Source organism: Frankia tisae, from assembly GCF_025403405.1.
Lineage (GTDB): Bacteria > Actinomycetota > Actinomycetes > Frankiales > Frankiaceae > Frankia > Frankia tisai.
Window position 1 is genome coordinate 1 of record NZ_JANEZT010000021.1, and the last position, 23,139, is coordinate 23,139.

At 71.0% G+C, this 23,139-nt stretch carries 18 protein-coding genes and 1 tRNA gene; 9 read left to right on the forward strand and 10 right to left on the reverse strand.

Features of this window, described 5'->3' with window-relative positions; translation table 11 throughout:
* Positions 1 to 54: 54 nt before the first annotated feature.
* On the reverse strand, positions 55 to 597 hold the full coding sequence (locus NBZ85_RS03615; RefSeq protein ID WP_261555041.1) for a YbhB/YbcL family Raf kinase inhibitor-like protein: 543 nt from the start codon (positions 595 to 597) through the stop codon (positions 55 to 57).
* 116 nt (positions 598 to 713) lie between these two features.
* On the opposite strand from NBZ85_RS03615, the gene NBZ85_RS03620 reads away from it, so the two are divergent.
* Positions 714 to 1,052 (forward strand): P-II family nitrogen regulator, encoded by a 339-nt coding sequence (locus tag NBZ85_RS03620; RefSeq protein WP_261555043.1) that lies wholly within the window; start codon positions 714 to 716, stop codon positions 1,050 to 1,052.
* A 383-nt stretch (positions 1,053 to 1,435) separates the two neighbouring features.
* On the opposite strand, the gene NBZ85_RS03625 is transcribed toward NBZ85_RS03620, so the two are convergent.
* A complete protein-coding gene (locus NBZ85_RS03625) occupies positions 1,436 to 2,284 on the reverse strand; it encodes a DedA family protein (RefSeq protein WP_261555045.1) in 849 nt (282 codons plus the stop codon).
* 879 nt (positions 2,285 to 3,163) lie between these two features.
* On the opposite strand from NBZ85_RS03625, the gene NBZ85_RS03630 reads away from it, so the two are divergent.
* Positions 3,164 to 4,087, forward strand: coding sequence for an alpha/beta fold hydrolase (locus tag NBZ85_RS03630; protein WP_261561516.1), 924 nt, complete (start codon positions 3,164 to 3,166; stop codon positions 4,085 to 4,087).
* 2,787 nt (positions 4,088 to 6,874) lie between these two features.
* Here NBZ85_RS03630 and NBZ85_RS03635 read toward each other — a convergent pair.
* Positions 6,875 to 7,510 carry a TetR/AcrR family transcriptional regulator gene (locus NBZ85_RS03635; RefSeq protein WP_261555050.1) on the reverse strand — a complete coding sequence of 212 codons (636 nt, stop codon included), beginning with the start codon at positions 7,508 to 7,510 and terminating at the stop codon, positions 6,875 to 6,877.
* 156 nt (positions 7,511 to 7,666) lie between these two features.
* Here NBZ85_RS03635 and NBZ85_RS03640 point away from each other — a divergent pair, with 156 nt between their 5' ends.
* The 4 genes from NBZ85_RS03640 to NBZ85_RS03655 all read left to right on the forward strand — a co-directional run bounded on the left by NBZ85_RS03640 (position 7,667) and on the right by NBZ85_RS03655 (position 11,672).
* Complete coding sequence (locus NBZ85_RS03640; RefSeq protein WP_261555051.1) at positions 7,667 to 8,095, forward strand: organic hydroperoxide resistance protein; 429 nt, start codon at positions 7,667 to 7,669, stop codon at positions 8,093 to 8,095.
* 235 nt (positions 8,096 to 8,330) lie between these two features.
* Complete coding sequence (locus tag NBZ85_RS03645) at positions 8,331 to 9,761, forward strand: glycosyltransferase family 4 protein (RefSeq protein ID WP_261555052.1); 1,431 nt, start codon at positions 8,331 to 8,333, stop codon at positions 9,759 to 9,761.
* Between the two features lie 11 nt (positions 9,762 to 9,772).
* Positions 9,773 to 10,504: a class I SAM-dependent methyltransferase gene (locus NBZ85_RS03650; protein ID WP_261555053.1), complete on the forward strand. Its 732-nt coding sequence runs from the start codon at positions 9,773 to 9,775 to the stop codon at positions 10,502 to 10,504.
* The gene (locus NBZ85_RS03655) at positions 10,491 to 11,672 is read left to right on the forward strand and encodes a prenyltransferase/squalene oxidase repeat-containing protein (protein WP_261555054.1); all 1,182 of its coding nucleotides are present in this window, start codon (positions 10,491 to 10,493) and stop codon (positions 11,670 to 11,672) included. The genes NBZ85_RS03650 and NBZ85_RS03655 overlap by 14 nt, the downstream gene beginning before the upstream one ends.
* Here NBZ85_RS03655 and NBZ85_RS03660 read toward each other — a convergent pair.
* The 4 genes from NBZ85_RS03660 to NBZ85_RS03675 all read right to left on the reverse strand — a co-directional run bounded on the left by NBZ85_RS03660 (position 11,655) and on the right by NBZ85_RS03675 (position 15,188).
* Complete coding sequence (locus tag NBZ85_RS03660) at positions 11,655 to 12,272, reverse strand: class I SAM-dependent methyltransferase (RefSeq protein ID WP_261555057.1); 618 nt, start codon at positions 12,270 to 12,272, stop codon at positions 11,655 to 11,657. The genes NBZ85_RS03655 and NBZ85_RS03660 overlap by 18 nt on opposite strands.
* A 1,016-nt stretch (positions 12,273 to 13,288) precedes the next feature.
* Positions 13,289 to 13,963 carry a peptide deformylase gene (def, locus tag NBZ85_RS03665; protein ID WP_261555059.1) on the reverse strand — a complete coding sequence of 225 codons (675 nt, stop codon included), beginning with the start codon at positions 13,961 to 13,963 and terminating at the stop codon, positions 13,289 to 13,291.
* 400 nt (positions 13,964 to 14,363) lie between these two features.
* A complete protein-coding gene (locus NBZ85_RS03670; RefSeq protein WP_261555060.1) occupies positions 14,364 to 14,741 on the reverse strand; it encodes a roadblock/LC7 domain-containing protein in 378 nt (125 codons plus the stop codon).
* Between the two features lie 81 nt (positions 14,742 to 14,822).
* Positions 14,823 to 15,188 (reverse strand): hypothetical protein, encoded by a 366-nt coding sequence (locus NBZ85_RS03675; RefSeq protein WP_261555062.1) that lies wholly within the window; start codon positions 15,186 to 15,188, stop codon positions 14,823 to 14,825.
* A gap of 151 nt (positions 15,189 to 15,339) precedes the next feature.
* On the opposite strand from NBZ85_RS03675, the gene NBZ85_RS03680 reads away from it, so the two are divergent.
* On the forward strand, positions 15,340 to 16,335 hold the full coding sequence (locus NBZ85_RS03680) for a hypothetical protein (RefSeq protein ID WP_261555063.1): 996 nt from the start codon (positions 15,340 to 15,342) through the stop codon (positions 16,333 to 16,335).
* A 1,235-nt stretch (positions 16,336 to 17,570) separates the two neighbouring features.
* Positions 17,571 to 18,146: an RDD family protein gene (locus tag NBZ85_RS03690; RefSeq protein ID WP_261555064.1), complete on the forward strand. Its 576-nt coding sequence runs from the start codon at positions 17,571 to 17,573 to the stop codon at positions 18,144 to 18,146.
* A gap of 343 nt (positions 18,147 to 18,489) precedes the next feature.
* Here the strand turns inward: NBZ85_RS03690 and NBZ85_RS03695 are convergent.
* Positions 18,490 to 18,563, reverse strand: a tRNA-Ile gene (locus tag NBZ85_RS03695).
* Positions 18,564 to 18,627: 64 nt separating this feature from the next.
* Entirely contained in the window at positions 18,628 to 19,293 is a 666-nt protein-coding gene (locus tag NBZ85_RS03700) for a DUF3566 domain-containing protein (protein WP_261555067.1), read from the reverse strand.
* 157 nt (positions 19,294 to 19,450) lie between these two features.
* On the opposite strand from NBZ85_RS03700, the gene NBZ85_RS03705 reads away from it, so the two are divergent.
* Positions 19,451 to 20,134: a hypothetical protein gene (locus NBZ85_RS03705; protein ID WP_261555069.1), complete on the forward strand. Its 684-nt coding sequence runs from the start codon at positions 19,451 to 19,453 to the stop codon at positions 20,132 to 20,134.
* Between the two features lie 459 nt (positions 20,135 to 20,593).
* Here NBZ85_RS03705 and gyrA read toward each other — a convergent pair whose 3' ends face one another.
* Positions 20,594 to 23,098 carry a DNA gyrase subunit A gene (gene gyrA / locus NBZ85_RS03710; RefSeq protein WP_261555071.1) on the reverse strand — a complete coding sequence of 835 codons (2,505 nt, stop codon included), beginning with the start codon at positions 23,096 to 23,098 and terminating at the stop codon, positions 20,594 to 20,596.
* Positions 23,099 to 23,139: the final 41 nt, after the last annotated feature.

Below are 23,139 nucleotides of genomic sequence, written 5' to 3' on the forward strand. Positions count from 1 at the left end.
ACCGCCCCCCCGCCGTCCGCCGCGACGGCGGGACGGCGGGCGGCCGACCGATCCTCAGTGCTGGTAGGTGACCCGCAGCACGGCCCGGGCGAGGGTGTGGAAGGCGAGGTTGAACCCGACGACCGCCGGCGAGACCTCGTCGTTGATCTCCAGCTTGGGCACGTCGACCGCGTGCACGGTGAAGACGTAGCGGTGCGGCACGTCGCCCTGTGGAGGCGCCGCCCCGCCGTACTCCTTGGTACCCCAGTCGCTACGGACGTGGTACGCCCCGGCTGGCAGGCCGGGGAACGCGCCACTGCCGGCGCCGCGCGGCAGCTCCGTCGCCGAGCCTGGGAGGTCGACCAGCACCCAGTGCCAGAAACCGCTGCCGGTCGGCGCGTCCGGGTCGTAGGTGGTGACGACGAAGCTCTCCGTTCCGGCAGGATGGCCGGACCAGGACAGGTGCGGGGAGATGTTCGCGCCGCCGGCGTCGGTGAACACATGGTCAAGCGGCAGGACACCGCCGTCGGCAAGATCCGTGCTGGTCACGTCGAATGACGGGCGAACGGGGAGCACGTCGTACGGGTCGGGGGGAGTTCCGCGGTCGAGCAGGGACATCTACTATTCCTTCCGTTGCACCATTCGATGACGTTCCCGCGACGGAACCGTCACCTGTCGGCTCTACGCTTCCCCGCGATGAAACCTCACTCTGGCAGCGAGGACGAGAAAGCGCCGTGAAACTAGTCACCGCGATCTTGCGCCCACACCGCGTCGATGATGTGCGCGCCGCCCTCGACACATACGGCATCCATGGTATGACGATCAGCCAGGTAACCAGGTTCGGCACCGCACTGTGGCGAACTCAGACCTACCGCGGACGGACGTTCCACGACGAGTCGGTGAGCGTCGCCCGGATCGAGTGTGTCGTCGCCGATGCCGACGTCGAGGACGTGCTGAGCGTGATCCTGCGCTCGGCCGAGTCGGCGGAGAGCGGGGCCGGGAAAATCTGGGTGCTACCCGTCGAGACGGTGGCGCGGGTGCGCACGGGTGAGCGCGGGCTCGACGCGCTGTGATCCGGCCCGTGGTCTGGTTCGGCGCCGGGCCTGAGCGGCGAAGCGGGACGGGCCGGAACGCACCGTGATTCGTGAAGCGCTGTGCGTCGTCGACCGATCGGCCACCCGGATCGAGTGAGATGATCGTCACATTTTACCGACATTGCTCCCGCCACCTGCATTTCCTGTCTTCGACCGGCGATCGGTGGGGCGACAATGCCCCGTTGACCCGATACGGTTGACGGGTCCCGGCGGGTGTCCCGTCGACTCCCCCCGTATCGGCGCGGAGCCCGTCGGGACCCATCTGGCCTGGCCATTGCCGAGATCATCCGGCGGAGGATGCCGCTCGCCGCGGGATTGATCGGCCGGCGAGGCATCGCGCCGGCCGATGCCGGAGAGGTGCCTCAGTCCCGAGCGGTCTCGCGGCGATGGGCCGCCGAGTGACGACCGCCGCCACGGTTCAGGCGCATGGTGGCGGCCGAGTCTGCGTCCTCGCTCAGGTCCTCGCTGTGGTTCCAGCCGTCGCCGTCCCAACCGGTAGCCGGCCGGCCACCGGGGATGTCCTGCTGGGGCGGCTCCGGGGACCTGGCCGTGGCGGCCGACCCGGTGGCCGTCCCCGCGCGCTTCCGCCGCCGGTTCCGGAGGAATTCAACGAAGATCGGTACCACCGAAACCAGAACCACCAGGATCAGCATGGCCTCGATGTTGTTGCGGATGAAATCTATCTTTCCGAGATAGAAGCCGAGTACGGTCACTCCACAACCCCAGAGCAACCCGCCGAGAATGTTGTAGATGGTGAAGACCCGGTATTTCATCCGGCTGACCCCGGCGATGACCGGGGTAAATGTCCGCACGATCGGAACGAACCGGGCGAGCACGATGGAACGCGGGCCGTTTTTCGCGAAGAACGCCTCCGCCTGCTCGACGTACTCCTGTTTGAACAACCGCGAGTCGGGCCGGCGGAACAGCGCCGGGCCGGCCTTGCGGCCGATCAGATATCCCACCTGGTCGCCCGCGATCGCCGCCAGGCCGATCAGGATCGCCGCGACCGGCAGCGGCGTGGAGACCTCGTCCCTGGAGATCAGCATCCCGAGGGTGAACAGCAGGGCGTCACCGGGCAGAAAGAACCCGATCAGCAGCCCCGATTCCGCGAAGACGATCAGAAGGACAACGGCCAGCCCTGCCTTGATGAGGCTGTCAGCGCTGATCGCGCTGGGACCTAGGGCGAGCGTGCTCGACGCGAGCGTGGTCACAATCGCGGGCCTCCGACGGCTTCGGGCGACGGGTCGGACGCGTCCGTTGAGATCGCGGTGACGTCCGCGTCACCGCACCGGCCCCGCCTGCTGACACCGTAAGGGTATCGAGCGGCTGGGCATCCACGACCAGCACCTGCGGGTACCGCGCTGATCCACAGATAGTCCACAGGTCCTCCACCCCGCCCAGCTCATCACCCCGCGCGGCTCACTCACCCAAGCGGATCGGCTCAACACGGCTTGAACCAACACGGCAGAGACATCGCACGAGCCCACCGAGGGCCTCCAGACCGTGACCACACGGACAGCAACTGTGCGACGGAACCGGCGCCATAGTCTTATTTCGTGCGTTTCTCGCGGTCCGGTCCGAACGATGATTCACCCGCCTCTACCGGTCCGCACCCGAGCCGATCGGACGTGCGGTATCAGCGCCCCCGGCCGCCGGTCGCGCCCGGCTCCACCGATCGGCTCGCGCGGCGGGGAGCCCGGTACGGACCCCGCCGCCAGACAATCCGCGCGCCACTTCTGGTGCTCCTTCTGGTGCTCCTTGTGGTGCTCGGACTGATCCCGCTGGCCGGCTGCGGACGGCGGAGTGACGTCGACGGCGGGCAGGGCGACGCGGGCAACAACAGTGCTCCTGCGGCCGGCCAGCCGAGGCAGCCGAGGCAGCCGAGGCAGCCGAGGCAGCCGAGGCAGCCGAGGCAGCCGAGGCAGCCGAGGCAGCCGCAGACTGTCCCCGGGGCTCTGCTCTCCCGGGAGGTCGTCACGCCGGCCCCGGACGGCATCCGTGCCTGGCGGGTCACTTATTCGTCCCGGCCGACCGGCGCTGGCGGGGTTCCCGTCTCCGGAATCATTCTTGCTCCGGGCACAGGTGTCCCGGTGCCCGCCGGCGGGCGCAAGGTCGTGTCGTTCGGGCACGGGACGACGGGCATCCAGGATTCCTGCGCGCCCTCACGCGCCCGCCCCCCACTGGCCGCCGCCGTCTGGACCTTCCCCTTGGTCCGGGCCGGCTACGTCGTCACGCTGACCGACTACGCGGGGCTGGGTACCCCCGGCGAGCATGCGATCTACGTCGCCGCCCCCGAGGGGCGGGCGGTACTCGACGCTGCCCGCGCCGCCCGCGCCCTCACCGCGACGGGGGCCGGCCGTGACGTCGTCCTCTGGGGTTATTCACAGGGCGGGCAGGCGGTGCTGGCCGCCGGCGCACTGGCCGCCGATTATGCCCCGGAGCTGAGCATTCGCGGCGTGGTCGCGACCGCGCCGCTGGCGGACCTGCCCGCCTCACTCGCCACCATGCAGCGCCGTGCGGACGGTGTCGGATACCTGCTGCTGGCAATGATCGGGCTGGCGGTCAACGATCCGCGGATCGATCTGGACCGCTACCTGACCCCGGACGGTCGGCGGTTGCTGACGGTCGCACGCACCCGGTGCGCCGACGAGGTGATGAACATGAGTGTCGGCTCGTCGATCCACACGGCCTTCACCGTGGATCCGCTCACCCGCCCACCGTTCGCCGCTGGGTTCGCGCGGCAGCGAGACGAGATCATGCGACGGATGGCTCCCACGCTCGTCCTCCAGGGTGACCGCGACGAGGTGATTCGCCAACCGGTCACCGACGGCGTGGTCAGCCGCCTGTGTGGTGAGGGCACGACGGTGGACTACCGGCGCTACCCGCTGGCCGATCATGGCTCGATCCTCGGCACGTCGATGAACGACCTGATGGGCTGGGTCGCGCAACGCTTCGAACCACGTCCGCCGACGGTCAGCGACATCTGCGCACTCGACACCTCCGCCCGTAGGTAGGCCCACCCGGCCTGCCTGTGGATAACTTTCTGCCGCACTGGGTGGGCTCCTGGCGAGCACCCGCGGGGACATCACCTGTCGGGGTCAGCGGCCGGCCCTCACCCGGTGCCCATGGCCGGGCCCCATCGGGCCCCATCGGGCTCGACCGGAGCCTCGGAGGTCGAGCGTCCAGCGCACTCCGCCACGAGTTTCGCGAGCTCCTGTGGATCTCCCGGCCGGCGGGCATCGAGCATCAGCCCGGGTGACCGTGCACAGAAATGACGATGACCGGTCCGGACAACGGCCGGATCCGCGCCCGTCGGCTGTGGACAGGTGCCCGACGGGTGGCGCACGCGACCCTCACCGGTCACCGCGCAGGCCGTCGGTGGTCAGTGGCCCAGCTCGACACGGTGCCCGCTGCCGGGCCCCTGCCGAGCTGGGCCGGCACCTGGGGAGGTGACCGTCGAGCACCTCCGCCACGCGGACCGCGCCCTGTGGACAACGTCGAATTATCGGCCACGATGCTCATCAGCGGTCATCGTGTGCAGCACGGTGCTCCTCGTCGAACCCGGCGGCGGGCGCACCTGGGGTTTATCCACAGACAGGACGCGGCACGGCTGGCGGTCACCGTCCCCCTGTGGGCAGTACGGTCACCCCGCGTGGGGTCGGCATGCTCGCGAGGCCTTCCGACACCGTGGACGGTGGCAACACGATGCCCAGGGACGGGGCCCCGGTCGGCGGCAACGCTCTCCCTGCCCGGCACGTCTGTGGACAGCGCGATGCCCGTTACTCGTCGTCCCCGTGTCGAGGAACAACGATGCCCACCGGAGAGCTGTGGACGACCGCTTCGCTGCCCATCCCGGGGTCCGGACGTCGCCAGGGGCCGGGAACGTTCGCCAAGCGCTGGCGACGCCGTGCCCGCGCCACGAGGGTCCTGGCAAGCGCACCCGGGGTGGTCACGGTCGGGCCTCGTGCCGGCCCGTCGTTGCGGGGCACGATGCCCACGGACGACCGGCGGCGGGCGCGCCCCGGTCGCACCTGTGGACACCGTTCGTTCGTCCGTCCAGTGAGGACGCCGGAACTCGCCCCGTTACCCCCGGCCGCGGCGCCGGTCTACTCACGGTGCCCATGGACGACCTGTGGATTTCCCTGCCGGCGGCCTTCGAGCATCAACTCTGATCAGGGTGCAGGGAAAGAACCATGACCGCCCCTGATGCCGGACGGATCGGCAACGCCCGTCGTGGACAGGTGTCCGGTGGGTTCCGCGGACGACCCTCGCCGGGCACCTCGCTAACCATGACGGGTCAGCGGCCGGGCCCGGCACAGTGCTCGCGGGCAGGCCCCGTCCAGCTGGGCCGGGGCCCCGGAGGGCGACCGTCGAGCACCCCTTCGTCACATGAGACCTGCGCCCCTGTGGATAACGCCGAACCGCCCATCACAATGCCCATTGGTGGTCATCGTGCGGAGCACGGTGCCCCTCGTCGAGGCTGGCGGGGAGCGCGCCGGGAGTTATCCACAGGCGCACGGCGCACGGTCGGAGGTGACCTCACCCGCGTCGGGTCGGCATGCTCGCGCGACCTTCCAACGCCGTCGACGGTGGAACCACGATGCCCACAGGAGGGGGCCGGCCGGCGGCCACGCTCTCCCTGCCGGGGACGTCTGTGGACAGCACGCTGCCCCTTCGGCGACGGGGCCGGTCTCGGACCCCCGCCGCGGCGCCGATCTGCTCACGGTGCCCACGGGTGGCCTGTGGATCTCCCGGTTGACGGGCTTCGAGCATCAACCCAGGTAACCGTGCAAGAAAACGACCATGACCGCTCGGGGTGCCGGTCGGAGTGGTACTCGCCTGCTGTGGACATCTGCCCGGCGGGTGGCGCAGGCGACTCCCGCCGGGCACAGCACAGACCGTGCATGGTCAGCGACCGCGCCCGGCACGGTGCCCGCGGCGGGGCCCCTCGGTAGCTGGCTCGATCCCCTGGGACCGACCGTCGAGCACCCTTCGCCACGCGGACCCGCGCACCTGTGGACAACGCCGAACCACCGGTGACGATGCTCATCGGTGGTCATCGTGTGCAGCACGGTGCTCCTCGTCGAAGCCCGCGGTGGACGCATCGAAAGTTATCCACAGGGACAACGGGGTGCGATCGACGGTGACCATCGAAGAGCGTCACCGGCGACCGCAACGGTCCGGCGGTCGCCCTGTGGGCAACCAAGGAAATGCCTGGTCAAGAGGCTGAATACGGCGACCGAGGCGAGCCGGAGCCATGAGCACCGAGCGACTCGGACGAGTGCCCTCCCACGCTGTCGATCCCAAGAACGCTGTCCATGGGCAACCAGCCCGGGTCGCTGCGAACCCGCCGTCTCACGGGCGAGACGCGCAGGATCCCGCGCCGACACCGGTAGCACGTGTGGACAGCACGATGCCCATCCGTGGGGTCGGTCCGCGGCGACGCTCTCCCCGCAGGGAGACGGCTGTGGACAGCCCGGCGCTGACCGACACAGTGACCACCTTCCTCGGCGATGCACAGTGCCCGAGGTTGGAACCCGGACCTCGTGCAGACCAGGCGCTGCGCACGATGCCCGCGGGAGACCAGCGGCCGCCGCGCCCCGGCCACGCCGGTGGACACCGCCTGTCAGCTCGGTCGTCACGCCGGGGTCATGGGCTCCGCCGCAACGCCGAACCGCCGGTCACGAGACTCATAGGTGGTCATCGAGTGCAGCACGGTGCCCCTCGCCGAGGCCGGCAGCGAACGAGGTTCAGCGGGCTCAGCGGGCAGCGGGCTCAGCGGGCTCGGCGAACGAGGCTGCTCAGTGGGCGGCGGTGGATCGCGTCTCGGTGACTGGCCGGACCGCCGCGACGCAGAAGTCGACGAGTCGGCTGTGGAAGGCAGGGTCGTCGATGGGCTGGCGGGCACCGAAGGCGTGCCGGGCCAGCAGGGCGCCCAGGAAGGCGCCGGTGGCGAGGTCGGTGTCGAGGTCGGCGCGGGCCTCGCCCCGGGAGACGGCGTCGTGCAGGGCATCCTCGATGGCGGCCGCGCAGCGGTCGACAGACTCGCGCCGGAACGCCGCGTACATCGCGGGGAAGTGCGGCAGTTCAGCCATGCAGCGGGCCAGAATCGACAACCGGGGCTCGGTGAACACCGCGTCGACGTAGGGCGCGAGGTGGAGCAGGTCCGCGCGCAGTGACCCGGTCCGCGGGGGCATGAGCCCGGCCGCCAGGGTCCCGAGCGCGTGCAGGACGAGATCCTCGCGGGCCGGCCAGCGCGCGTAGATGCCGCGTTTGGCAACCCCGGCGCGGGCAGCGACCCGGTTCACGCTGAATCCGCCGACGCCGTGCTCGGCCAGTTCGTCCACGGCGGCGGACAGCACGCGGGTGTCGATCGTCGCGTCGCGGGGGCGCCCGCGCCGCGGCCGATCGAGCTGCCCGGTCTCCTCCTGCGCCATCCGCTCAGGCTAAGCGGGAAACGGGGGTGTGGACCGCGAATATTTAGGGCACCAGTCTGGTTGCATAAATCTGACAGGCTCCACGGAGCTCCGACAGCCCGCGTCGCGGCCGGACGGTGTTCGTCCCGCGATGCACAGTGACACACGGAGGCAGCTATGACGACCGCGATCTACTCGGCGACCTCGACCGCCTGGGGCGGCCGCGAGGGACGGGTGGCATCCAGCGACAACCGGGTGGACCTCCAGCTCTCCATCCCGAAGGGGGTGGGCGGCGACGACGGGCCGGGTACGAACCCGGAGCAGCTCTTCGCCACCGGCTACGCGGCGTGCTTCCACAGCGCGCTCAAGGCCGTCGCCCGGGGCAAGAAGGCCGACGTCACCGACTCGGCGGTGTCGGTGACCATCGAACTGCTCCGGGACGACGAGGGCGCCGTCAGCCTGGGCGCGAGGATCGAGGCGCAGATCCCGGGGCTCGAGCGGGCCACCGCCCAGGAACTGCTCGAGGCCGCGCACGCGATGTGCCCGTACTCCCGCGCCACGAAGGGCAACATCCCCTCCGAGGTCGTCCTCGTGGACAACGACTGACCGGTGCGCCACCGGCCTGCGGCCCGTCGGGTCAGCGCGTTCCCCGGACGCGTGGCCCGGCGGGCCCGCGGGTCGCCACCGCCCGCGGCCGGCCAGTCCGCGACCCGGCCCGGCCGCGCCGTCACATGGGATTTCAGTGAAGATCGGACCTGAATGTCCTAATGTGCGGAAGAAGCGGCGCCACCCTCGACGTCGAGGGGTCAGGACTGGCCCGAAACGAACGGAGGGCGCACAGTTGCGGATTGCGTTGTTGTCGTACCGGAGCCTGCCCACCTGCGGTGGACAGGGCGTGTACGTCCGACATCTGTCCCGCGAACTAGTCGCCCTGGGGCACCACGTGCAGGTGCTGAGCGGGCCGCCGTACCCCGACCTCGACGACGGGGTCGGTCTCACCGAGCTGCCCAGCCTGGACCTCTACCGCGACTCGGACCCGTTCCGCTGGCCGGGGCTGGCAGAGGTCCGCGCGCTGCCCGACGTCGTCGAGTTCGGGATGATGCGAACCGGGCAGTTCTCGGAGCCGCTGTCGTTCAGCCTGCGCGCCTACCAGGCACTGCGGCCGCGAGCGTCCGGTGGGCGGCCGCCGTTCGACATCGTCCATGACAACCAGGGGCTCGGCTACGGGCTGCTGGCGCTGCGGGCGGCACTGCGCCCGTACCGAATCCCCGTGGTGAGCACCGTGCACCACCCGATCACCGTCGACCTTCGGCTGAGCCTGGCCGCGGCGTCGAGCTTCACCGCCCGGGTGGGGCTGCGCCGGTGGTACTCCTTCCTGCCGATGCAGGCCCGGGTGGCGCGGGGGCTGGACGGCATCGTCATCCCCTCGGAGAGCTCGCGGCGCGAGATCATCGCCGACATGAACCTTCCGTCGGAGGTCATGCACACGGTGCCCCTCGGGGTCGACGCCGACATCTTCACGCCCGCGCCCGCCCCCACGCCGGCCGTCGCTGGCCGCATTGTGGTCGTGACCAGTGCGGACGTGCCACTCAAGGGGCTGGGTGTCCTGTTGGAGGCGCTGGCCAAGCTGCGATCCGAGCGTGCCGCGCACCTGGTCTGCATCGGCAAGGTCCGCGAGGGCGGCCAGGCCCAGCGCCGGGTGACGGAGCTGGGCCTGGGCAACGCGGTGACGTTCCGGTCGAACGTCCCGGAGCAGGAGCTGATCGAGCTGCTGCGCTCCGCCGAGGTCGCGGTCGTCCCCTCCCTCTACGAGGGGTTCAGCCTGCCCGCGGTGGAGGAGATGGCCTGCGGCATCCCGCTGATCGCGACGACCGCCGGGGCGTTGCCCGAGGTCGCCGGCGCTGACGGCGAGGCCGCCCTGCTGGTCCCCCCGGGAGATCCGGACGCGCTCGCCGAGGCCATCCGCACGCTGCTCGACGATCCGGCGCGCCGCGCCCGGATGGGGGCCGCCGGGCGGCGCCGGGTGGAACAGCGGTTCTCCTGGCGGGCGGCGAGCGCCGCGACCGCGGCCTGGTACGCGGAGCGGATCGCGGCGGTGGGCGGGACGCCGACCTCGCCCTACCCGGGCTCATCGTGGTCGTGGGCGCAGCCGACACCGGCGTCCCGGCCGACCCCGGCCGGGCTGGCCACCGCCACCACCACCGCCACGTCCGCGCCGGCAGCGGTCCCGGGCGATTCGAGCTCGTCGGCGTCGCCGACGCTCGCCGGCTGAGCCGGCGCCGCATGCTCACCGTCGACTTCGATCGTTTTCCCGTACCCGCAGGCTGCCGGCTGCTCGACCTGGGCTGCGGGGGCGGGCGCCATTCCTTCGAGGCGTTCCGGCGCGGCGCCGACGTCGTCGCGCTGGACTACTCCCTCGACGAGGTCAGCGGCGTGAACGCGATGCTCGCCGCGATGGCCCTGGAGGGGCAGGCACCGGCCACGGCACGGGCCGGCGGGGTCCGCGGCGACGCGCTTGCCCTGCCGTTCGCGGACGCCACCTTCGACCGGGTCATCATCGCCGAGGTCCTCGAGCACCTGCCCGCCGACACGGCGGCGATGGCCGAGATCGCCCGCGTGCTGCGGCCCGGCGGCTGGGTGGCGGTCACCGTCCCGAATCGCCTGCCCGAGCAGGTGTGCTGGAACCTGTCGACGGCGTACCACACCGTCGAGGGCGGTCACATCCGCATCTACCGGCAGTCCGAACTGCGCGACCGGCTGACCGCCGTCGGGCTGGAGCCGATCGGCACCCACTTCGCCCACGCCCTGCACGCACCGTACTGGTGGCTGCGGTGTCTCGTCGGTGTCCATGACGACGACCATCCGGCGACGCGGCTTTACCACCGGCTGCTGGTGTGGGACATGATGCGCCGTCCCCAGGTCACGCGGCTCGCCGAACGGATCCTCAATCCGGTCATCGGCAAGAGCATCGTCCTGTACCTACGAAAACCGGAGGTAGCGCGTGCGGTCGGTTGAGTCTGCTCCGGTGTTGACCCCCGAGGCGCTCATCGCGACCGCGACCGCGATCGCCGCCGTCCAGGAACCGGACGGCGCCATCCCCTGGTATCCCGGCGGCCACACCGACCCCTGGGACCATCTCGAATGCGCCATGGCGCTCGACCTCGGCGGCCTCGTCGGCGCGGCCGACGCCGCCTGGGCCTGGCTGCGCCGCAACCAGCGGGCCGACGGCTCCTGGGCCACCAGCTACGTGGCCGGCGCGGTCAAAGAGGACTTCGCAGACAGCAACCAGTGCGCCTATGTCGCGACGGCCGCCTGGCACCGCTGGCTGCTCACCGGGGACCGTGCCTTCGCCGCCGGGATCTGGCCGGTCGTCCGCCGGGCACTCGACCTCATCGTTGACATGCAGGCCCCCAGCGGCCAGATCTGGTGGGCACGGGGCTCGGACGGCGTGGACTATCCCGAGGCGCTGCTCACGGGCTGCTCCAGCACGCTGCACAGCCTGCGGTGCGGGATGGCGCTCGCCGCGCTCGTCGACGAGGTGCCGCCGGCCTGGGAGCGGGCGACCGGCGCGCTGCATCACGCGCTGGTCGCGCATCCCGAGCATTTCGCCCCGCGGGACCGCTGGTCGATGGACTGGTACTACCCGGTGATCGGCGGGGCGCTGCGCCGCTCCGCCGGCCGGGCCCGGCTCGCCTCCCGCTGGGACGACTTCGTCGTCGACGGGCTGGGAATCCGCTGCGTGGCCGACGAGCCCTGGGTGACCGGCGCGGAGACCTGCGAGCTCGCGATCGCCCTGCACCTGGTCGGCGAGTCGACCGCCGCGGCCAAGCTGGTCGCGGACATGCAGCATCTGCGGCACGACAGCGGCGGCTACTGGACAGGCTGGCAGTTCGCCGACCGCACGTTCTGGCCGGTCGAACAGTCGACGTGGACCGCCGCGGCGGTGATCCTCGCGGCCGACACACTGGCCGGCGGGGTCACCGAGACCCTGTTCCGCGGTGCGGACCTGCCCACCGGGCTGCACGGGCCGGAGGGGATCGACGGCCAGGCCGTCGCCGACGCCGGCCGCTCCCGGGGCGAGCCGCGCCCACCCGAGCAGCGCCCGGCGCCCGATGGCGACCCGCCGGCGACAGACTCCGACCCGCCAGCGGCGTGCGGCTGCCGGTCAGTCGACGCGGCGTAGCACCCGCAGCGACCCGGTCCGCGACTGCTCGCGGAAGCCCTCGTCGAGCGCCCGCAGCAGGACGTGGTACGGCGCCTGGCCGCCGTCGGCGGGGTCGGGGAACACGTCGTGGATGGCCAGCAGGCCACCGGAGGTGACATGGCGCCCCCACGCCTCGTAATCGGCCTGGGCCTGCTCCTCGGTGTGCCCGCCGTCGAGGAAGAGCAGCGCGACCGGGGTCGTCCACCACCGTCCGACCTGCTCGGACCGCCCGACGATCGCCGTCACCACGTCCTCGACCTGGCCCTGCTCCAGGGTCCGGCGCAGGAACGGCAGCGTGTCGAGCCGGCCCGTGCGCAGGTCGACGAGGGTGGTGTCGTGGTACTCCCAGCCGGCCTGGTTCTCCTCCGAGCCGCGGTGATGGTCCACGGTGACCACGGTGGCGCCCGCCGCTCGGGCGGCGGCGGCCAGGTAGAGGGTGGACTTCCCGCAGTAGGTGCCGACCTCGCAGATCAGGCCACCGGCCGGGATCGCCGCGGCCGCCGTGTACAGCGCAAGCCCCTCCTGCGGGGGCATGAAGCCCGTCGCCCCCTCGGCCACCTGCCGCAATGCCGCGTCCACCGCCGACTCCCTTCCCACTGGCCTCGCGCCGTCCTGACTTCCCGCCGGCTGGCGGGTACCGCCCGATCCGGCCAGTACCGAACTTAGTGCCCCGGGCTCGCCGACCGGCGGTCTTCCGGGACTGGCCGCCGGCGACGAGCCCGGTCGAGGCGGGACGAGCGCCGGAGCCGACCGCGTCGAGCCTGCGCCCGCGACCGGTGAACGAAAAACTGTTTGCCCGGCCGGCCGGAATGAACTAGCCTGCCCTCATGGGCATCTGAGTAGGCGTGCGAACGCCTCGGTGCACCCACTGTCACGGCAGGGTGACCGATTATTCTCTTCTTTCCAGCCGACCTGGGCGATCGGCCTCGTGGCACCGGACCTCCGGCCGCGCACGACGCCATAATGCCTGGCAGTCCTGCTGATTCGTCCGTCCATCGCGGCGCTCCGCTCGCCCGCCAGTGCCGTTTTCGGCGGCTGACGGCGTTTACCCGATTAGGCGTACTGCGTTTCTCGCCCATTTTTGGGAGCCGAGCGTCCGCGGGGTCGGCGTCACCATTCCACGCTGCCCGAAAGGAACACTGATGGCTGCTCGTTCTCGATCCCGAAACCCGAAACTGCGCGACACCGCCCGCACCGCCCGCAGACCACCGGCCGGGGACACGGTGACCGGGCCCGGCGCTGAACCGGCCGTGTCCCCGCCCGCTGAACCGACTGGGTCGGCTGACGCGGTTGGGTCGGCTGACGCGGTTGGGTCGGCTGACGCGGTTGGGTCGGCTGACGCGGTTGGGTCGGCTGACGCGGTTGGGTCGGCTGACGCGGTTGGGTCGGCTGACGCGGTTGGGTCGGCGCTCCCCGGCCTTGCGGACGCGCCGGTTCAGGACCGCCGTTCTCGGCGGGAGCGGCGAGGGCACGGCGGGGACGCCGAGAGTCCCCGGTCCGGGCCGGTTGCGCCGCGGCTGAACGCCGGGGCAGCGGGCGCAGGCCGCAACCAGCGGCGCTTCGCCGCCCGCCGCCAGGGCTGACCGCGGCGGCGGCTACTTGCCGAGGGTCTCGGCCACCTCGGTGCGGCGTGCGAAGATCTCCTCGGCCCGCTCCTCCATCTCCTTCAACGCCTTCTTGCGTCCGCGGCTGGACAACCGGTCGAGGTAGAGGCCGCCGTGCAGATGATCGGTCTCGTGCTGCAGGCACCGGGCGAAGTAGCCGGTGCCCGCCAGCCGCAGCGGCGCGCCGGTGCAGTCCTGGCCGCGGACCGCGGCGTGTTCGAGCCGGGCGACCTCCATGTAGGCGCCCGGCACGGACAGGCAGCCCTCGTCGCCCTTGACCAGTCGGCGCTCGGCCGGATCGGCCTCGTCCAGCTCCGGATTGGCGAGGTGCCCCACGTGCCGGACGCCGTCCTCGTCGGTGCAGTCGTAGACGAACAGGGCCGCGTCGACGTCGATCTGGTTCGCGGCGAGGCCGACCCCCTCGGCGCCGTACATCGTGGCGAACATGTCATCGATCAGGGCGGCGAGTTCCGGGGTGCCGAACTCGGTGATCCTCCGGCAGGGCCGGTGCAGGATGGGCTCCCCGACGACCGTGATGCGCCGGATGGTGCCCCGCGCCACCTCGGGCGGGACCGCGGGATAGGTGTCGACCGGCTCTCCCAGGACCCGGATCCGCAGATCCTGCTTTTCGTTCGCCTCATCCGATCGCGCGGTACGCGAGGCCATGGCGGGCTTCTCCTTCCGTCCGACCGCCGGCGCGCCCGCGCGGGCGGCGGCGCGGTGCCGACCGGGCCCCACCCGCCGTCCGCCAGGCCGAACCGGGCCGCCGCCGATCCTCGACATGCTGTACCTACGAGCTTGGCAGAACGCCCGCGCCATCGGCGCGACGGATCGACTCTCCTCGGGCGAATATCGCACCGTCGGGCGGGCGAGACGGTTCATCCCGACGGTGCCCGGCATGTCGACGGCGGACCGCTGCCCACAGGTGACGCACGCGGACCACCTCGAGCGCATCGGCCCGCACGTGCCATTCGCAGTTATCCACAGGCACGCGAGATGGCGAGGAGGTGGCAAGTGCCGAAAGGGGATACCGGCCCGCCGCCTCAAGCCGGTACCCCCTTCGGACTCAGGCGGCGAGCAGTCTCGCGAGGCGCGTCACGGCGGGTCGCGACTGCAGGTGCAGCCGTTCGAGGTCGAGCCCCTCGTCGCCCAGGACGACGAGCAGCTTGGTCTCCCCGATCGCGTAGACGATGATGTGCCCCCCCTGGCACCGGGTGATCACCTCGCGCAGCGGGCCCATCCGGACCTCCTGGCCGGTGGACCGGCCGAGGCCGAGGGCCGCGGCGGCCATCGCCGCGAGCACCTCGGGCCGGACGTCGTCGGCGTCGGCGGCGACCAGCAGGCCGTCGGCGGACGCGACGGCGCTGCTGGTGACGCCCGGAACCTGGTCCCGCAGGGCGTAGAGCTCGGCGAGTACCCCGTCGGTGATCGTGCTTGTGCTCATCGAGGCCTCATTTCTGCCGCTATGGAAGGCTGGGCGGACGGACGGTTCTCACAGCTCGGCCTCGGCCGGCGCCGCCGGCCTTCAGAGGTCGAGGTTGCGGGCGATGGTGCGCAGGCCGTGCCGGGCGAGCGCGAGGTTCGCCCGATGCCGGTCCATCGCCAGGTAGAGAAACAGCGGGGTGCCGCCGCGGTGGAGCAGCCGGATCAGGTGGTACTGCTGATCGAGGGTGATGAGGATGTCCTCGATCCCCTCCTTGATCCCCAACGCGTCGAGGGTGCGGGCCTTGGCGCGCACGACGTCGGTGTTTCCGGCCGAGGCCACCTCGAGATCGAGGTTCCGGCCGCCCCCGGCGGAACCGAGCATCATTCCGCTCTCGTAATCGACGAGCGAAGCACCGATCGCCCCGCCAATTGTCATTGCTTCCTTGAGTGCGGTTTCAATGTCCATGAGGTACCCCCCTCAACCCGTTGACAGCAGGACGAAATTACGTCGCCAGGTTCCAGGTTTGTTAACGTTCGCGTGCGCATCGACGGGCATATCGTGTAGACAGGGCGACCGTACCGGTGCGCGAACGGAATGTCACATCGAGGAACCCACCATGCCGGATGAGATAAAGAACATGCGGAGTCCCGTTTCTTCTACCCACGGCCCACCCCGCAAGGAGGATGCCGGCCCGCGAGCGGCCGAAGAAATGCCGGCCGGGGTCGAGATCCTGCTGGCAGCGCTCCGGCAGCAGGCCCGGGAGAGGATCTCGGGCGTGGTCGCGGTGCTGGGCGAGGCAAGTGGGAAGGTTGTCTTTCGGGAGGGTTTGATCGCAGCCGCCACCACCTCAGCGGCGCCCGGTCCCGAATCGTTGCTGCTGCGGTCCGGGCGGATCTCCGACGAGGAGTGGACCGCGGTGTTCGCCGCGGCCGCGCCGAGCGGGCAGCTGGCGACGGCGCTGGTCGAGCGCCGGCTGCTGGGCAGCGCGGGCGTGCAGGTGGTGACTCGGACGGCGACGATGGATGCCCTGTTCGCCCTGGCCAGCACCCAGATCACGAGCGTGTCCGCGGAGCCCGCCGGCCCCGGTCTCCTCTCCCCGGTGCTGCCCGTCGAGCCGGGGATCGAGGTCGAGTGGGCCGTCCGGGAGACGACTCGACGGCTCTCACGTGCGTCCCGCTGGCGGGCTGAGCTGGGCCTGGAGCTCCAGGTCCGGCCGCGGCTGGCGTCGCCCCCGCCGCGGGCCGCGGCGGGCCCGGCGCAGGCCGACCTGCTGGCCCGCGTCAACGGCCGCCGGACGTGCCGGGACATCGCTTTCGTGGTGGGCCGCGGGCTGTTCCCCGTCATGACGGACCTGGCCTCACTTACGGGGGATGGCTGGATCGTTCTGCCACCCCCGCAGGGGCGATCCCCGGCCGCCCCGGAATCCGGCGACGGCGACGCGCCCGGGCTGCCTGCCTACGGCGACCGAGTACGCGCGGAAATCACGGCGACGGCGGACAATGATAATTTCCGGGAACGCCGATATGACTTGACGGTGGACAGCAGCCTGCCCCGCCGCGACAGTCATCGCCATCACGGTCGCGATTTTCCCGCCTACCGCCAGATCGGCTGACCGACATCCATAACGACACCGACCGACCGACCGGGCTGCCCCCGCCCGGTGAATGCATCTCCTCCGCGACCGATGGCAGGCCCGGGCGAGGTTCGGTGGGCCCTGGCTGTCCAGCCTGGACAGTCCTTCACCCTGTGATCCCGGTGAGGCGGGCAGGCCGAGTCTTCAAGAATCTTGCTGGGCATGCCGAAGACGTGTGATCTCGTCAGCCGAGCTTCGCAGCGACAGAAATGGCTGCGGTGCAGGGTGGACCTGGGTGGACGTGAACCACCGGCCTCTTCCTCATCCGTTCAAACCGGATACGAAGGATACGAGGAGACTATTATATCGGCCCCTAGAACCGCTCGTAGCGCGTGCCTTCGGGTGTCGGGCGATGTTGACCGTTCCGGACGGTTCGAGGGGCTGGCTGGGAACGCCGGGAACGCTTGGCGATCTCACGGATGCACAGGCCGACGGCCTAGCGGGCGCCGTCTGCGGAGCCGACTACCCACGGGCGTCCGTCTGTGGCACATCAGGCGCAACAGACCGCCCGGCAGGGCGTTCACCGCTTCCTTTCGGATCGGGTTGTCTATCACGGTCCGCGAGGTCCAAGCAGGATGACGCCACTCGTATTCTTGGTGAGCCAACCAAGGCAGGGGAAAATATTCCAGCTCGCCGCTCAAGTCGGTTCGGGCTAACGACGGGTTGCACTGCTAAAGAAATGAGAAGGCATCCAGAGCCGTATCAACGACGCACCGGCCTCGCTGCCGGCGTCACCCTCGGCCGTTTCCAGGCGGTCGGCGACGCCCCCGTCGCGGTGTCTCCTTACCAGGGCGGCGCACTTCGCTACGTCAGCGTGGTAGCCCCTCCCGGACGGGGACTACCGGCTGTACTACGAGGCGACCCGCGCCGACGGTGCCCACGAGCTGCGCCCCGAACGTCCCGCCCCGCTACCCCTGTTTGCACTCGCTGCCGAGTTGTCAGCACGCATACGTCTGGCCAGACGCAAGGTGGGAGCATCTCCTTCGCCGTTCACCTACGGAACCAGCAGGCACGGAACCAGCAGGCACGGAACCAGCAGGCACCCACGACGGCAACATGCTCGTAGCCGGTACCGAATCGTCTGAAGCGCATCGGCGCCGCTAATCCACTTCCGGCAGGGCGCGGGACGTGCAACTATAACCTGCTGCCCGCGCGGCGAGTTCGGCGCATCTATACCGTTTACACCGGCAGCCTCGACGAGAGCAGGAGCACTCATGACGACCAACGGGCCCTACGGCGACGAGCACAACCAAGGCGCGGGACCGGCCTACGGCCAAGAACCGGCCTACGGCCAGGCGCCCGGCTACCCTCCGTATCCCCAGGCACCCGACTACCCCCCGTATCCCCAGGCGCCCGGCTACGGGGCAGGACAACCCCAGAGCGCCGCACTTCCCGGACTGGCCGTGCGGCTCGGTGCCCGTTTTGTGGACAACCTGATCCTTACCGCCGTCAACATCGCGACCTTCTTCATCCTCGGCTACGGGTTCGGATGGATGGCCCTCAGCGCCGTCCTGACCTACGCCTACTTCGTAGGCTTCGACGTCGCTCTCGGCGCGACACTGGGCAAGAAGGCGTTCAACCTGCGGGTCGCCGGCCCGGACGGCGGGCGGCCCGGGCCCAACAATGCCGCGGTCCGCGAGCTGTTCGTCCTCTTCAACATCATCCCGGTCCTCGGGCCATTCCTGCTCGTGGCGGCCTACATCACGATCGCCATCACGATCAACTCGAACCCGCAGGACCAGGGCATCCACGACCGCTTCGCCGGCGGCACCCGGGTACTGCGCGGGTAAGAGAGCACGCCGGGTCAGGCAGCGGCGAATCGACTGACGCCTCGCCGAGGCGACCCGGCATGCGTGGCCGCAACGGGTGGGAAGCGCCGCTGCGGTCCCACCCGTTCCAGGCGACGGCACCGACTGCACCCGAACGCCAGCCCCACCTTTCCGGCCTGACTGGGCCTGCCCGGCGGCGTCCGAAACCTCGTTCTAAGGGGGCCGCCGACGGCGCAGCCAAGAAACTGCTCGGCCCGTCCGATACCGATCCAGACGACGCCGTTCCGCGGATCTGCTCGCGCCCGCACCGCGATACCCCCGGCCGACGAAGCGGAGAAAGGGAGTAATGCCTGCTGGCCAAGGGTGGACCTAGGTGGACTTGAACCACCGGCCTCTTCCTTATCAGGGAAGCGCTCTAACCGGCTGAGCTATAGGTCCCGGCAACGACTGCAACCATACAGGACGGCGGGGCCGGGGTGGCGGCCGCCGCCGTCCGTTGGCGCTACTGGTCGCTGAGGGTGAGCTCGATGCCGCCGATCATCTCGGCGCAGAGGTTGTAGAGCAGGGCACCGAGGGTTGTCAGCGCGGTCATCAGGATGACGTTGATCGCGCCGACGAGCAGGCTGAGCTCCATCGCGCGGCCGAACGACAGCCAGCTCTTGACGTCGCTGGCGCTGCTGTCGGTCAGGGTGTCCGCGGCGTCGGTGACGCTGCCGAACACACCAATCGAGTTGAGCACGAACCACAGCACGGCGACCGCGACGAGCAGGACGACGAAGACGCACAGGGAGAACGCGAAGCTGAGCCGGGTCACGGTCAGCGGGTTGACCTTGGACAGCCTCAGTTTGGCCCGCCGGCCCGCGCCGGGCGGGCGTGCGGAGCCCGAACCCGGGCCGGAGCGGCCGGGAGCCCGGGAGGCGCTGGGCCGGTCGGCCGGGACCGCCTCGAGCTGGTCGTCGAGCGCGCCGGGCGAGGTGGTGGTCACCGGGCGCGGCGACGCGGCGGCGGTGGCCGCGGACGCCGGCGCGGCGATCGGCCGCTCGTAGGCCGCGGTGGCGCTGGCCCCACGGCCCGCGGCGGGTGCGGCCGGCCGCACCGCGTCGGGAGCGGGCGCCCGCTCCGGCGCGGCACGGTTCCTGTCGGGCTTCGTGGTACCGCTCCTCGTCATGCTGGGCGGACGGACCAGGGAGATCGTGTCGGTCTCACCGGGCCGCTCGGCCGGGGGTTCGGGGCGGGCACTGGGCAGGCCCGTCGTGCTTCGGCGGGCACCGGGCGGCGCCGTACCTGGGGACTTCGCGGGCGACGATACGGCGGGCGAGCCGAGTTTGCGGGTAGCCGAGCCCGCATCGTCGCCGTGGGTCCCGGCGTTCCCGGTACGAGCCGACCCGGATGGGGGCAGCGCCGACCCGGTGATACCAGCCGGGGCACCGCCCGCACCGTTGCGGCTCGGGGTCGCCCGCGACCGGCCGGACCGCTCGTCCCACTCGCCGCCGCGCGCCGCCGGCTCGCCGCCGCGCGCCGCCGGTGCCCGCTGCGCCGACGCGGCGGACCTGTCCGGGCCGGCCGGGCGGTCAGCAGCACGGTCGGAACTGCCCGAACCGGCTGTGCTGTCAGAGCGGGCCGGGTCATCGGAGGACCGCACGGACCCGGCGGGTGCCGCGGAACCGGACGATGCCGCGGATGAGGACGCCGAGGACACCGAGGACGACGGCACTGAAGACGACGCGGACTTGGCCGGCGCGGGCTTCGGCGGCACCGCGGACTTCGACGGCACCGCGGACTTCGACGGCACCGCGGACTTCGACGGCACCGCGGACTTGGCCGATGCCACGGACGACCGCGGCGGCTCCGCAGGCGTGGCCGCCGACCGGTCGCCGCCCGCAGCCCCGGAGGCCTTGCCCCCCGGGGCGGGCGAGGACGAGTCGGACGAACCCGGCTTCGATGAGTCGGGCGAGGAAGATCCGGCCGCGCCGACCCCCAGGGCACCGTCCCGGCCGTCTTCGACCTGATTGGACGGCCCCGCACCCGACCGGCCGGAACGCTGGAAGAAAGGGCTCCCCGCCGACGGGTTCAACGGGCCGGCAGGGAGAGCACCGCCTCCGGAGGCGCTACCGCCGGAAGAACCACCGGCGGAGGCGCCGTCTGCGCCGGACGCCCCGGCGGCGGGCATCTTCACCGTGTCGCCGCCCGGCTCCCCGTCCACGCCGTCGCCGCCGGGACGGCGGGAACGATCGCCGTCCCGCGCTCCTCCCGACCCGGCGGCCGGGGAGGAACCGCGGTGGACCGCCGACCGGGCGGGCCGGTCATCCTGACTGTCGCTCACGGACTACTCCCGGTTCACTTCCTGGCGGCGTACGCGGGCCATGCGCACACCGGATCCCCGCTTCGGCGTCCCCGCGGCGCCGGGGGACGACGCCGACATCGAGGACCACCATCGCCCCGGGCCTGGACCGTTACCGGCCCCGGGCTCAGCTCTCCTCGGCCCCGGGGTCGGTGTGGGTGTCGGCGTCCTCCACATCAGCATTGCGCGCCACCCCGACCACTTGCACACCGGTCTCCAGATCGATGAGGCGGACCCCCATCGTCTGGCGCTGAGCCCGGCGGACGTCCTTGGCGATGGTGCGCAGCACGCCCCCGTTGGAGGCGATCGCGTAGAGCTGGTCGTCCGGGTCGACGACGAGCGCGCCGACCAGGCCGCCGCGGGTGGAGACGATCTTAGCCGTCAGCACGCCCTTGCCACCGCGGCCCTGCACCGGGTATTCGGCCAGCGGGGTCCGCTTGGCGTAGCCACCGGAGGTGGCCACCAGCAGGTCGGCGGTGGTGCCCGGCACGACGACGTCCATGGACAGCAGCTCGTCCTCGGCGTCGAAGCGCATGCCGATCACACCGGAGGTGGCCCGGCCCATCGGCCGCAGCTGCTCGTCGTCGGCGTGGAAGCGGATCGACTGGGCGTTGCGGCTGACCAGCAGCAGGTCGTCGCCGGGCGCGACGAGGCGGGCGGCGATGAGCTCGTCGTCGTCGCGCAGGTTGATCGCGACGAGGCCGCCGGCGCGGTTGGAGTCGAAGTCGCTCAGGGCGGTCTTCTTACACAGCCCGCGCTTGGTGGCGAGGACGAGGTACGGCGCGACCTCGTAGTCCTTGAGGGCGATGACCTCGGCGATCCGCTCGTCCTGGGAGAAGGCGAGGATGTTCGCGACGTGCTGGCCCTTGGCCGAACGGGCCTGTTCGGGCAGTTCGTGCGCCTTCGCCCGGTAGACCCGGCCCTTGTTGGTGAAGAACAGCAGCCAGTGGTGCGTCGTCGTGACGAAGAAGTGCTCGACGATGTCGTCCTCGCGCAGGGCGGCGCCCTGCACACCCTTGCCGCCGCGGCGCTGCGAGCGGTAGAGGTCGGTCTTGGTCCGCTTGGCGTAGCCGCCGCGCGTGACCGTGACGACCACGTCCTCCTGGGCGATGAGGTCCTCGATGGACATGTCGCCTTCGAAGGGGACCAGGCGGGTCCGCCGCTCGTCGCCGAACTTCTCGACGACCTCGGCGAGCTCCTCGCCGATGATCTCTCGCTGGCGGCCCGGCGAGGCGAGGATGGCCTCCAGCTCGGAGATCCGCGCCCGCAGCTCGGCGGCCTCGTCGGTGATCCGCTGGCGTTCCAGGGCGGCGAGGCGACGCAGCTGCATGTCGAGGATGGCGGTCGCCTGGATCTCCGACAGCGTGAAGCGTTCCATCAGCTGGCCACGGGCGGCCTCGGCGGACTCCGCGTTGCGAATGAGGCTGATGACCTCGTCGAGGTGGTCGAGCGCGATGAGCAGACCGTCGAGGACGTGCAGTCGCTCGCGGGCCTTGCGCAGCTGGTAGCGGGTGCGCCGGACGATGACGTCGACCTGGTGCTCGACGTAGTAGCGGACCATCTGGTCCAGGCGCAGCGTGCGCGGCACCCCGTCGACGATCGCCAGCATGTTGACGCCGAAGGTGTCCTGCAGCTGGGTGTGCTTGTACAGGTTGTTGAGCACGACCTTGGCGACGGCGTCGCGCTTGAGGTCGATGACGAGGCGTTGGCCGATGCGGGCCGAGGTCTCGTCGCGGACATCCGAGATCCCGGTGACCTTGTTGTCCCGGACCAGCTCGGCGATCTTCTCGGCAAGGTTGTCCGGGTTGACCTGGTAGGGCAGCTCGGTGACGACGAGCTGGGCGCGGCCCTTGTTCTCCTCGACGTTGACCACGGCGCGCATCCGGATGCTGCCGCGGCCGGTCCGGTAGGCGTCCTCGATGCCGCTGCGCCCGACGATCAGGCCCGAGGTCGGGAAGTCCGGCCCCTTGACGATGCCGATCAGCGCCTCGAGCATCTCCTCGTCGGTCGCCTCGGGGTGGTCTAGGGCCCACTGGACGCCGGTGGCGACCTCGCGCAGGTTGTGCGGCGGGATGTTCGTCGCCATGCCGACGGCGATGCCGCCGGCGCCGTTGACGAGCAGGTTCGGGAACCGGCTCGGCAGGACCAGTGGTTCCTGCGAACGGCCGTCGTAGTTCGCGGCGAAGTCGACCGTCTCCTGGTCGATGTCGCGCAGCATCTCCATCGCCAGGGATGCCATCCGCGCCTCGGTGTACCGCATGGCGGCGGGCGGGTCGTTGCCGGGCGAGCCGAAGTTGCCGTTACCGTCGACCAGCGGGTAGCGCAGCGACCAGGGCTGCGCGAGCCGGACGAGGGTGTCGTAGATGGCCGAGTCGCCGTGGGGGTGGTAGTTACCCATGACGTCACCGACCACGCGGGAGCACTTGAAGTACCCGCGGTCGGGACGGTAACCACCGTCGTACATGGCGTAGAGAACCCGTCGGTGGACGGGCTTGAGCCCGTCCCGAACCTCCGGCAGCGCGCGGCCGACGATGACCGACATGGCGTAGTCGAGATATGACCGCTGCATCTCGACTTCGATGCCGATGGGTTCTATGCGGTCGCCGGGGGGCGGCGGTAGGACGTCGACCACGGGGTCCTTCCAGGGCAGTGGGATCAGTCGTCAGGTGGGAC